Raw genomic sequence first — 12,266 nt, forward strand, 5'->3', positions numbered from 1 at the left:
CATGGATGGGGGTAGCCAGTCCCTTTACTAGTTCGAACAATGTTATCATCGCCTCATAGTTAACCAATACACGGAAGCACGTTGTGAACATTTCCATTATAGGGGCTGGTGCCGTTGGCAGGCTTTGGGGCTGCAAACTTGCTGACAAACATAAAGTCCACTTCTGGACCCGTGACGATAGCCAACAACTGACGATTCACCTATCCGGTGCTGAAGCGACAAGTGCCATCACACCAGAAGCCACCTTTCAGTTTGACGCTAACCAATCCGCTTTACTGGCTAATAGTGCTCTGGTGTTAATCACCGTCAAAGCCTTTCAGGTAGAAGCCGCTATTCAATCGATTAAAGCCCACCTAAATCCAGATACCACTATCGTTATCATGCACAATGGTATGGGTAGCCAGCAAACTGTGTTGGAGCTATTACCGGAAAACCCTATCATTTATGCCACGACCGCACAGGCAGCATTCCGGCCTAATAAACAAGACATCTGCCATACCGGCATTGGCCCTACATTGCTCGGACTAGTCACACCCCAAACTATCACAACACAGGCAATCACATCTCGCGCTGTCGATTATCAATCACTAGGGCAGCTATTCGATGATGCCCTCCCCCCTTGCCAGTGGCAGGACGATATCAACCAACCGCTATGGCGTAAGCTGGCGATTAACTGTGCGATTAATCCGTTGACCGCCCTTCACAACTGCAAAAACGGTAAACTGGCTCAAAAAGAATTTGATAGTGAACTCAATGGGGTTTGTCAGGAAGTTGCCGAGGTGATGTCCGCAGAAGGGTATCCTGTTACGGCTGTTGAACTAAGACAACAGGTCGATACGGTGATAAATGCAACGGCTGATAACTTTTCTTCCATGAATCAAGATGTTTGCCATCAAAGGCAGACAGAAATCGACTATATTAGCGGATATCTCATTGCCCGGGCGGCTGAGCATAATATCAGCGTTATTTACAACCAACGCTTGTGGCAGGCAATAAAAGATTTGGAGAAACATTACCATGACCAATGACACCACCAACCAGAAGCCGATCAAGGTTGCCGTGTGCATCGCCCCTGGCACCGAAGAGATGGAAGCGGTCACCGCAATTGATATGCTGATCCGCGCTGGCTTTTCTGTTACAACAGCCAGTGTTGCCTCAGACGGTGCCTTGATCATGGAAGGTTCGCGCGGCATCAAGCTGGTGGCCGATACTGCTCTGGTCAACATTGCCGATGAACCTTTCGACTGCGTGGTGCTGCCGGGCGGAATTGGCGGTGCGGAATGTTTCCGCGACAGCCCGTTGCTGGTTGAGTTCGTCAAACAGCACAAATACGACGGCAAGCTGATTGCGGCGATCTGTGCTGCCCCAGCCTTGGTACTTGAGCACCACCAGCTTTATCCTGAAGCGCTGATGACCTCGCACCCGAGCTTCCATGACCAGATCCCAGCCGAGTTCCTACGCACCAAACGCGTGGTTTACGATGTCAACAACCGTCTACTGACCAGCCAAGGTCCGGGCACCGCGATGGAGTTTGCCCTCGAGATCATCAACCACCTCGCCGGCAAAGAAAAGGCCGCCGAGGTCGCAGAACCAATGGTGGTATGGCCCAATATGCATTACACCGTTCTGCCAAGGAAATAGGGCTTTCCCCAGTAATAGGCATAAAAAAACGAGAACCATATGGTTCTCGTTTTTGTTTAAGGTTCGAGTTCCTAGATCCTCGTTCCTAGGGTGCATACCCTTTGTGGGATGGCTCTAAGATCTAGGATCTTCTTCTCCTAGAACCTGCCCTTACGGACGATAAACCTTCACGTTGTCAAAGCCATTCTCTTTCAGGTATAGCGCCTGAAGACGGCTCATTACGCCACGGTCACAGTACAGCAGGTAAGTCTTATCCTGCGGCAGATCACCAAACTTGGTCGCCAGCTTGTAGAACGGAAGATGCTTCACATCGACGTTGTCGATTTCAAGCGGGTTCTCGTCCTCTTCGTCCGGACTACGGATATCCAGCACCACAGCATCGGTTTCGATCTGATCGACCAGCTCGATTTCCGGTGCTTGCTCTTGGCTTTCTTTTTCGATATCACGGATATCAATCACACGCGCCTCGGTTACCACTCGCTCAAGTACAGTGAAATCGAACTTCGCTTCTTCGGTTTCCAGCTTCTCTTTCACCGCTTTCACCGTCGGGCTCTTGGAAATCACACCACAGAACTCAGGCATGGTCTTGGCAAAATCTTCAGTACCGATCTCACGCGCAACATCAATGATGTCTTCTTTGTCCCAGTTGATAAGCGGGCGCAAAATAAGCGTGTCAGTCACGTTGTCGATATGACGAAGGTTAGTCAGCGTCTGGCTCGATACCTGACCCAATGCTTCACCCGTTACCAGCGCTTCGATACCAAAACGCTCGGCAACCATGCCAGCGGCACGCATGAACATACGCTTAAGCACCACGCCCATCTGGCCGTCATCAACGTTTTCAAGGATTTCGCCAACAACCGGTTCGAAGTCGATGGCAATAAATTTCACCTTAGCGGATGAGCCGTATTTCTTCCACAGGAAGTGGGAAACTTGCTTCACGCCAATTTCGTGCGCAGGGCCGCCTAGGTTGAAGAAGCAGTAATGTACCTTACTACCGCGTTTGATATGCAGGTAGCTAGAAACACCCGAGTCAAAGCCACCGGAGATCAGGCTCAATACGTCTTCCTGGGTACCCAGAGGGAAACCACCCAAACCTTTATGGCGGGCAAGGATCTGGTTTAGCTTGTCGTTCTGAACTTCGACACGCACAGTCACATCAGGGTTCTTCAGTTTCACCGACGCAGACTCAATCGCCTGATTCAAGCCACCACCGACATAGCGCTCAAGCTCAATCGAGGTAAAGTCATGCTTACCGGTACGTTTGGCGCGCACACAGAACGTCTTACCATCTAGGCTGTCACCAACATGGGCCAGTGTCTGCTCGTAGATATCGTGCAGATCGGTAAAATCCGTCTGCTTCACTTCCAATGTATGGTGAATACCCGGAGTCTGGGTCAAGACTGCCAGCACTTGGTCGCGCAGGCTCTCGTCTTTTGGCACCACTTCAATGTGGCTGCGGCGGTTGTATACCGCAATAGAATCAGACAGACGCTGAAGGATAATGCGAATGTTACATTCTAAGATTCTGGTAAAACGCTTACGTACGGATTCACTCTTTACGAAAATCTCAGGATGGGGTTTAACGATAAATTTCATAACACGCTTCGCTACACTGGGCCAAACAATACCAAAAAGGATCAAAGGCGCGGATTATACAGCAAGCAGGCTGTTGCTGAAACAAGGATATATAGTCAAGCTACTTAAATATAGTGTAGGCATATTTTCATTTAGCGTTAGCCAGTTGCTTATCAACCCAAAAACAAAGGCCGCCTCCTGATAGGGAGACGGCCTGTAAATAACGCCGAACTTAGCTTACTGAGCACTGCGGCTAGAAATTTCTTCGCTGTAGTGAGGCTCGCCTTGCATGATAGAAATCTCTACCCGTCGGTTGGCCTTGCGCTCATCCGGAGTGCGGTTACCGTTCAACGGTTGGGTATCTGCCAAGCCAACAACTCGAAGCCTCTGATGGTCAAAGCCATCAACCTGCTCCATCTCCTGAGCTACGGATACCGCCCGTTGGGCTGAGAGATCCCAGTTAGAACGGTAGAGCTCAGAGTCCAGCTTCTGGTTATCGGTATGGCCACTTACCCTGATAACCCCAGGAACATCTTTCGCCAAGTCAGCGACCTGGCGGACCAATGGACGGAACTTAGGCTGCAAGAATGCCGACCCTTCAGGAAAGGCCCCTTTCTCCTTAATACGGATAACCACCTGCTGGCCAAGGTTCTCGACCTCGATAGCCCCTTCTTCCATTTCCCGGTTCAGGGCCTGCTTGAGCACTTCCAACAGTTGCTCCTGGGCTTCCGACATTTCCGATTCATTATTTTGGTTCTGCTGGGTGGCGATTTCAGCACTCTGGCCCCCGGTGAGCTTGCCTGCATCGCGCTTGGTACCTCCGGCACGGTCAGAATCCCCTTCGTGAAAGTCCAGGGTACGCTGGGTCATGTCGATGGTTTGCTGCATGATCACCTCAATCGGTGTCGGTTCAGGGCGCCCTGGGCGGAATTCCTGGGCGATCACACTGGTTCCCTTGGGGATGTCTTTGACTTCCAGCATATTCTGCACACCGAAAGCAAACTTCATCGAGCCGGCGATCTGCTTGAACTTGAGCACATCCATTTCAGAGAATGACAGCAGCAGAACAAAGAAACACATCAGCAGCGACATCAAGTCGGCGAAGGTACCCATCCATTGCGGCAGGCCCGGAGGGGGACATTTATGTTCTTCTTCCATCTACCCTCCTTAATCGTCAACGTTGATAGTACGTTTTTTCTCGTTGAGGTAGTTCTTCAGGTAGCTGTCGATCACCCTCGGGTTCTGGCCATCCTGGATAGCCAGTACGCCATCAAGGATCAGGCGGCGGTTGAGCTTTTCCTCGTCTTTACGCAGCCCCAGCTTGGCGGCAATCGGCAGCATGACCATGTTGGCCAAGATTGCACCGTAGAGAGTGGTAAGAAGGGCAACGGCCATGGCTGGGCCGATAGATTTCGGGTCATCCATATTCGATAGCATGGCGACCAGGCCGATCAGGGTACCGATCATCCCCATGGCAGGAGCAACGTCACCAAGCGCCTTGAAGATACTGATCCCCTGCTCATGACGCTCGTTGGTCAACGCAATGTCTTTTTGCAGGGTGGCACGCACCACATCGGCATCGTGGCCATCCACTAGCAAATCCACGCCCTTACGCAGGAAAGTGTTGTCCACTTCCATCTCTTCAAGGGCAAGGAAACCGCCTTTACGGGCCGCATCGGCCATCTCGACGATCTTGGCAATCAAATCTTCCGGATTATCGTTCTTGAACATGAATGCCTTGACGGCAATCTTGGTCGCACCCAGAAACTGCCCGACGCTGTACTGCATCAGGGCAACAAACAGGGAGCCACACAAAACAATCAGAATTGACTGGGTGTCAACGAACATGCCAAAGCTGCCACCTAGCACCATGGCCATGATGACAAAAGCAAATGCCCCAATTAATCCTATAAGGGTCGCCAAATCCACTTGGTAGTCTCCAGTTCGTTGCACTCGTAAATCAATATCGAGCGAACATTGTATCTAGCCCCTAGCGACCTTTCAAAGCCACAATGCCAAAAGGGCTGCATTCGTTCATTATTCGTGCTCTAGGTGACTTCCATATGAAGCAATCACCATCAACATGCTTAACTGCAACTAGTTATCGGCACTTTGCTGCTCAGGTTTAGTCTTATGCTGATAAAAAATGAAAATTCCTGTCTGTGACACAGATTACTGTGAGATAATTTGACCCAGATTACGCTCTACGCTATTTTTTCGAGCACTTATATAAGAAACGACATCATTATGGCAGCCAAGAAACCAGAAAACATGGCCTTTGAAGCCGCACTGGATGAACTAGACTCAATCGTCAATGAATTGGAATCCGGTGACATTGCGCTAGAAGACGCGCTGAAAAAATTTGAACGCGGCATTGCGCTTGCCCGCACCAGCCAGCAGAAGCTCACTCAAGCCGAACAACGCGTTGAAATTCTGCTGCAGGCAGATGACGAAGCACCTCTGACCAAATTTGATGCAAATAATGAATAACACGCCATCTCTGTCGCAATCACTTCAGTTTTATCAAACACGCAGCAACCAGCAACTCGGTCAGTGGATTGACGCCCAGCCTTTTGCCGATTTGCCACTCATCAAAGCGATGAAGCACGGCACCCTGCTCGGTGGTAAGCGTGCCCGTCCGTTCTTAACGTACGTGACCGGTGAAATGCTCGGAGCCAATGTGGCCAGTCTCGATACGCCTGCAGCAGCGGTTGAGTGTATTCATGCCTACTCGCTGATCCACGACGATCTGCCAGCCATGGATGACGATGACCTGCGCCGCGGCCAGCCAACTTGCCATATTGCGTTTGATGAAGCGACAGCTATCCTTGCGGGCGATGCATTGCAGACGCTGGCGTTTGATATTCTAGCCTCAGGCCCGCTGAGTGCTGACGGTGAAACCAACCGAGTAGCAATGATCAGCGAGCTGGCTAAAGCCTCCGGTGCCAGCGGCATGTGCATGGGCCAAGCCCTTGATTTGGATGCCGAAGGCAAACAAGTCGGTCTTGAGCAGCTGGAAACCATCCATCGCCACAAAACTGGTGCGTTGATCCGCTGTGCGGTTCGCCTAGGTGCTATGGCCGCGGGTGAAAAAGGCCTAGCCGTTTTACCCCAACTCAATGCCTATGCCGATGCAATTGGTTTGGCGTTTCAAGTCCAAGACGATATTCTTGACGTAATAAGTGATACTGAAACCTTGGGCAAGCCGCAAGGTTCAGATATCGAGCTGGAAAAAAGTACCTATCCTGCTCTTCTCGGGTTGGATGGCGCCAAGGCAAAAGCTCAACAACTGTACCAACAGGCACTACACGCATTGAGTGCAATACCTTACAATACAGAACAATTAGAAGTTTTTGCCCGATACGTCATCGAGCGCAATAACTAAAAACAGCAAAGCGCCGTGAATGTTATGACACTGGATATTTCGAAATACCCTCATCTGGCGTTGGCCAACACACCAGATGAATTACGCCTGCTGCCTGCAGAAAGTCTGCCGGCAGTATGCGACGAGCTACGTACCTATTTATTGAACTCTGTCAGCCAGAGCAGCGGCCATTTTGCCTCTGGACTGGGTGCTGTCGAGTTAACCGTCGCTCTGCATTATGTATACAACACCCCTTTTGATCACCTGATCTGGGATGTTGGCCATCAGGCCTATCCGCACAAAATCCTTACAGGCCGTCGTGATCAGATGCCTACAATCCGCCAGAAAGACGGGGTGCACCCTTTCCCATGGCGTGAAGAAAGCGAATACGACGTGCTGTCAGTCGGCCACTCATCGACCTCGATCAGTGCTGGGCTAGGTATGGCAATTGCCGCGGAAAAAGAAGGCATGGGCCGCAAGGTTGTCAGTGTCATCGGTGACGGCGCTATCACCGCGGGTATGGCTTTCGAGGCAATGAACCACGCTGGTGGTGTGCATTCGGACATGTTGGTGATCCTCAACGATAACGAAATGTCGATATCGGAAAATGTCGGTGCCCTAAACAACCACCTGGCTCGTTTGCTTTCAGGTAACCTGTATACCACCATCCGCGAAGGTGGCAAGAAGGTCCTGTCGGGCGCTCCACCAATCAAAGAGTTGGTCAAGCGTGCTGAAGAACATCTTAAAGGCATGGTTGTCCCTGGCACCATGTTCGAAGAGCTTGGCTTCAACTATATCGGCCCGATTGACGGCCATGATGTTGAAGAGCTGGTCAAAACCCTCAAGAACATGCGTAACCTCAAAGGGCCGCAGTTCCTGCACATTATGACCAAGAAAGGCAAGGGCTATGCCCCAGCCGAGGCCGATCCGATCAACTACCACGCGGTACCCAAGTTTGATCTGACCCAGAACCCAATTCCAAAAGCGAAAAGCCAGCCGACTTTCTCCAACGTCTTTGGCGATTGGCTGTGTGACATGGCCGAGCAGGATGAAAAGCTGATGGCAATCACCCCTGCTATGCGCGAAGGTTCTGGTATGGTGCGATTTTCCAAAGAGTACCCGTCACAGTATTTTGATGTTGCGATTGCTGAGCAGCATGCCGTGACATTGGCTACCGGTATGGCCATTGGTGGTTACAACCCGGTTGTAGCGATTTACTCGACCTTCCTACAGCGTGGCTACGACCAGCTGATCCACGATATCGCCATTATGGATCTACCGGTTATGTTTGCCATCGACCGCGGTGGTCTCGTAGGCGCAGACGGCCAGACTCACCAAGGCGCTTTCGACATGAGCTTCATGCGATGCATCCCGAATATGGTGATCATGGCGCCAAGCGACGAAAACGAGTGTCGCCAGATGCTCTATACCGGTCACATGCACCAAGGCCCAAGTGCGGTACGCTACCCTCGTGGTAGCGGCACAGGTATTGCGCCAGAGAGGGAAATGACTGCTTTGCCTATTGGTAAAGGCGTTGTTCGCCGCGAAGGTGAGAAAGTGGCTATCTTGAGCTTTGGCACAATGCTGAGCTATGCATTGGAAGCCGCCGAAAACCTCAATGCCACCGTGGCTGACATGCGCTTTGTCAAACCGCTTGATGAAGCATTGATCCTCGAGCTGGCTGCCAGCCATGATGTACTGGTGACGGTGGAAGAAAATGCCATTGCAGGTGGTGCTGGTAGTGGTATCAATGAGTTCCTGATGAAACAAAAGGTACTCAAGCCAGTGCTGAACCTCGGCCTGCCAGATCGCTTTATCGAGCAAGGTACCCAAGCCGAACTTCACGCCATGCTGGAGATCGACGGGCCGGGACTCGAAAAACAGATCCGCGCTTATATCGACTGAGCCATTATCTACTGAGCTCTTAGCGGATAAGCCATTTTGCTAGATTAACGCCCCAAGCAATTTCGTTGCTTGGGGCGTTTTCTATTTATCGTTACTGTTCTCAACCACTACTCTTCTCAATACGACACCCTGATACCCAGCCAATGTCACCGCCTCTACCTCAGGCCCTAAACTGCCATCAAAACTCACTCGTTGATAGCCGCCATCAAGGCTAACCTCCAACGGCTCAACCGAGAAAAACGCGGTATTGTTGCGCTCCCTTATCCCGCGATAGAGAACCAAGCCTTTACTGTAGCGACGGGCAATAACGCCTTGGTCGGGAAAATCACCAAACCAGCCACTGTGCTGCAGCCAATACCAGCCTGAGGGCTTTAGCGGGATCCCGCCAATAACCGCAGCAGCAGAGTCAGCCTTTTTTCCCTTGTTATCAAACACTACCAACTCTTCCCCCTGCGGTGCTGGCTCGGGAGTACCAAGGTCGACACCCAACATTGCTGTCGGCTGGTAGGCAATATTCTTGGCAATGCCCTGCTGCGCCCAGTTATTTGAGTCAGTATGGCCACTGCCATAGCGATAGCTCTGGTTCCAGCTGTGGTAATAGGTCTGGCCGGGAATATTGAACAGGTAATAGAGTGCCAAGCCAGTTTCGATATCCGACTGCCATGCCGAAAGGCTGGATGGTGACAACTGGCTCCTACCCCCTTTGGTCGAAGCCATGATCAGGCTCTTGTCTTGTTGGCCTGCCAAGGCGAAGTTATCCCAATAACGCTGAAGCCGTCCCAGTCCGATTGCTGGTGTGAGGTAGTGTTCACGCAACCAGACATCAATCACCTCCCGCAATTCAGGAGGCCACGGCGCATAGTGCCATACATTAAGCTCGGAAATATTTGCTGCCAGCCACTGGGTACCTGTTAGAGATTTGACTTGCTCGAGAAAGCCTGCGAGCTGCAAGGCATATTCATATTCAGCCTGCTGGCTACCCGCAACATAGGGTAGCTCTTGTATTTTACCGCCTGACAGCACCTTGAACTGATTGCTCCCGAGCAGTTTTGCCATGTCATCATTGTAGGCACCGGCAAGCCCCTGCTGCTGCCAGTCATGTTGGTACCACTGGGCATGGAATTTATTGACCGCGTTATCGAGGAAATTAACCCGGTACCAGCACGTTCCCGGCCACAGGTAACCGGCAGGAATAAGCCTTGCCTGATGACGAAAACGCGCCGATGCCTTACGGTTGGCACGCGCGGCAAACTCACGTCCATCAACATACCCGTCGCTATTCTTGTCATTACCGGGATCCCAGCCGGGAATGGAAAGCGACAGCTGTTTCCCACTTCGGGTCATTTCAAGCCAAGGGGTAATTGCCAGGCTTTCCACCCGGCTGGCTTGCTGCCACGACAGCGACAGCATCCATACCCTTAAGCCTGCTGCCAAGCCGGGCTCACCACTGTTGAGATCCCGGCCTTGATATTTTGGCTGAGCACTTTGCCAAGTACCGTTCCACTCGAGGTGCCCGGTATACTTTATGCTCCAGTCATCGTCAGTTTGTATATGCCACTCAACGCCAACAGGCTGCCATCGACTGACAATCCCCTCGTCATTGGTCTCATGCCGGGAGAGTTCAGGCAGCCTGTCAGCTTTGAGAGATACCCCTTCAAAAGGGTAAGAGGCTATAAGCACTATATGGTCATTTGGCTGCAGTTCAATGGGCAAGCGTGCTGTTGAATACTGCCTGTCACGGATGAGTAGCAGATGGTAAGGCTGCCCCTTGAGCAAATAATCCAACCCACTACTGGGTTTATCTACCAGCAGCTCAGTATCTTCGGAAAAATGCAGGTAAGCATCTTCTATATCTGCGCCCGACTGGAACGCCTGCTGGCTTAGCCACGCTTCTTGCTTGCCCGGGCGGCAGTCGAACTTGTGGGCATACATATAGCCCATCGCATTCATCTTCTGGTTCATCGCCCAGTTTTGCATGCTGCCAAACACCACGTCGGCATGCTGGCTTTCCCATTCTTTCAATTGCGCGGCGGTGACAGGACTACCGTCAACTACTGTGTCTTGCCAGCTGCCTGGCAATACCCACGCCGTCCCAGTCGATGGATACACCTGTGCCAGAGAAAACGGTGATAACAGCGTAAACCCAACAAAGTAATAAACCCGCATCAGTATACTCAACCGACAACCTCCCTATCTCTCGCCTCAATCCACTAGCACTTAAAGCTTAGTCTATTGAATTAAAAATAAAAAAAGCCGCGCAACCGCGCGGCTTTTCTATCTGTTCATAGGTAGAGAGGTTACTACCAGCCCATCCAGTGGCCGAGCCCCCACAGAGCAATCATTGCCATGAAGCCCGCCAGGATATCATCGATCATAATGCCTAGCCCGCCATGGACATGCTTGTCCAACCAGCTGATCGGCCATGGCTTGACCATATCGAAAAAGCGGAACAGCACAAAACCTGCCAACACCCACTGCCAGCTCACAACAGGCGCAATCGCCATAGTGATCCAGAAACCGACAAACTCATCCCAGACAATACTGCCGTGATCATGGACGCCCATATCATCAGAGGTTTTCTGACAGATGGTGATACCAATCAGGGCAGCCACCACGGTGATCAGCAAGTAAACCGTAAATGGCAGTTGCGCCATCAGCAAATACAGCGGGATCGCGGCAACAGTGCCCATGGTACCCGGTATGATAGGTGACAGGCCGCTACCGAAACCGGTCGCCAAGAAATGCCATGGATTTTTCAGGTTAATCTTATCTTTTGGGTTTGCCACAATTTACTCCGCAAAATGATCATATCCGTGCAGCTGCCAGTTCAGCGGCTTGCTATTGCGTACCAAGGTAATGCCCTGCCCCGGGCGCAATTGGCCGACACAGGTTGCCTTTACGCCACTATGGGCCAAGGCGGTATCCACTGCGCCCCTATTCTGCTCCGGAACCGTAAAGCACAGTTCATATTCTTCACCACTGGCCAATGCTAGCTGCAACGCTTTATCCCGCTCAGGCTCAAAAGCTTCCAGCTCTGGCGAAAGAGGTAGTTTATCAACGTCAATTTCTGCTGCCACCCCAGAACGTTTCAGAATATGTCCAAGATCGCTGATCAGGCCATCGGAGATATCCAATGCCGCCGAGGCAATTCCGCGCAATGCCTGCCCTGCCAGAATACGGGGTTCAGCCTTATGGTGGCGCTCAAGCAAAGTCGCTTCAAGTTCAAGGGACTCAACCTTTTTCTGGCCGAGCAGCAACGCCAGACCGGCCGCGCTATCCCCCAAATTACCAGTGACATAAATCCAATCACCAGAGCTTGCCCCACTACGGGTCAGGGCCTGGCCGTGCGGCACGAAGCCATGCACTGTCAGGGTAATGCTCAGAGGGCCTTTGGTGGTATCACCGCCCACCAGCTGGACATTGTAGTATTCGGCCAGAGCAAAGAACCCCTCGCAGAAACCTGCTAGCCAGGCTTCATCAGGCTCAGGCATCGTCAACGCCAGTGATACCCAAGCCGGTGTGGCTCCCATTGCAGCCAGGTCGCTGAGATTCGACGCCAATGCCTTGTGAGCTACCCATGCCGGATCAGCCTCGGCCAAGAAGTGGGTACCTGCCACCAGCGAATCGGTACTGACGGCCAGCTGACTCCCTTCCGGTACCTCCAGCAAGGCGCAATCGTCACCAATTGCCAAAGGTACATCTTTTCGTTTCACAGCCTGGCGCTCGAAGTACCGGGCTATCAGATCAAATTCGTTTGCCATATTCTTCTTTTGATAGA

General features: G+C 51.8%; 11 protein-coding genes. 5 read left to right on the plus strand and 6 right to left on the minus strand.

Features of this window, described 5'->3' with window-relative positions; all coding sequences use genetic code 11:
* The first annotated feature begins 83 nt into the window (after positions 1-83).
* Both ACXAD4_RS14890 and yajL read left to right on the plus strand, forming a co-directional pair.
* Positions 84-1,028, plus strand: a complete 945-nt coding sequence (locus tag ACXAD4_RS14890) for a ketopantoate reductase family protein (RefSeq protein WP_475242428.1) — start codon at positions 84-86, stop codon at positions 1,026-1,028.
* Entirely contained in the window at positions 1,018-1,641 is a 624-nt protein-coding gene (yajL, locus tag ACXAD4_RS14895; protein ID WP_475242429.1) for a protein deglycase YajL, read from the plus strand. The genes ACXAD4_RS14890 and yajL overlap by 11 nt, the downstream gene beginning before the upstream one ends.
* A gap of 150 nt (positions 1,642-1,791) precedes the next feature.
* Here the strand turns inward: yajL and thiI are convergent, their stop codons facing one another.
* The 3 genes from thiI to pomA form a co-directional block, all read right to left on the minus strand.
* Complete coding sequence (gene thiI, locus ACXAD4_RS14900) at positions 1,792-3,240, minus strand: tRNA uracil 4-sulfurtransferase ThiI (protein ID WP_475242430.1); 1,449 nt, start codon at positions 3,238-3,240, stop codon at positions 1,792-1,794.
* Positions 3,241-3,456: 216 nt separating this feature from the next.
* Positions 3,457-4,377, minus strand: coding sequence for a flagellar motor protein MotB (locus tag ACXAD4_RS14905; protein ID WP_475242432.1), 921 nt, complete (start codon positions 4,375-4,377; stop codon positions 3,457-3,459).
* A 9-nt stretch (positions 4,378-4,386) separates the two neighbouring features.
* Positions 4,387-5,148: a flagellar motor protein PomA gene (gene pomA, locus ACXAD4_RS14910; RefSeq protein WP_107301471.1), complete on the minus strand. Its 762-nt coding sequence runs from the start codon at positions 5,146-5,148 to the stop codon at positions 4,387-4,389.
* Between the two features lie 318 nt (positions 5,149-5,466).
* Between pomA and xseB the strand changes: the two genes are divergently transcribed.
* The 3 genes from xseB to dxs are packed head-to-tail and all read left to right on the plus strand — an operon-like array spanning position 5,467 to position 8,488.
* Positions 5,467-5,709 carry an exodeoxyribonuclease VII small subunit gene (xseB, locus tag ACXAD4_RS14915; protein WP_039460575.1) on the plus strand — a complete coding sequence of 81 codons (243 nt, stop codon included), beginning with the start codon at positions 5,467-5,469 and terminating at the stop codon, positions 5,707-5,709.
* Positions 5,702-6,604, plus strand: a complete 903-nt coding sequence (gene ispA, locus ACXAD4_RS14920) for a (2E,6E)-farnesyl diphosphate synthase (RefSeq protein ID WP_475242433.1) — start codon at positions 5,702-5,704, stop codon at positions 6,602-6,604. Before xseB ends, ispA begins: the two co-directional genes overlap by 8 nt.
* Before the next feature lie 24 nt (positions 6,605-6,628).
* Entirely contained in the window at positions 6,629-8,488 is a 1,860-nt protein-coding gene (dxs, locus tag ACXAD4_RS14925) for a 1-deoxy-D-xylulose-5-phosphate synthase (protein ID WP_475242434.1), read from the plus strand.
* 81 nt (positions 8,489-8,569) lie between these two features.
* On the opposite strand, the gene ACXAD4_RS14930 is transcribed toward dxs, so the two are convergent.
* The 3 genes from ACXAD4_RS14930 to thiL all read right to left on the minus strand — a co-directional run bounded on the left by ACXAD4_RS14930 (position 8,570) and on the right by thiL (position 12,249).
* Positions 8,570-10,666 (minus strand): hypothetical protein, encoded by a 2,097-nt coding sequence (locus tag ACXAD4_RS14930; RefSeq protein ID WP_475242436.1) that lies wholly within the window; start codon positions 10,664-10,666, stop codon positions 8,570-8,572.
* Between the two features lie 122 nt (positions 10,667-10,788).
* Positions 10,789-11,274, minus strand: a complete 486-nt coding sequence (gene pgpA / locus ACXAD4_RS14935) for a phosphatidylglycerophosphatase A (RefSeq protein WP_475242437.1) — start codon at positions 11,272-11,274, stop codon at positions 10,789-10,791.
* A gap of 3 nt (positions 11,275-11,277) precedes the next feature.
* Positions 11,278-12,249 (minus strand): thiamine-phosphate kinase, encoded by a 972-nt coding sequence (gene thiL, locus ACXAD4_RS14940; protein WP_475242439.1) that lies wholly within the window; start codon positions 12,247-12,249, stop codon positions 11,278-11,280.
* Positions 12,250-12,266: the final 17 nt, after the last annotated feature.

This window comes from Photobacterium sp. AWH4_225 (assembly GCF_056158405.1).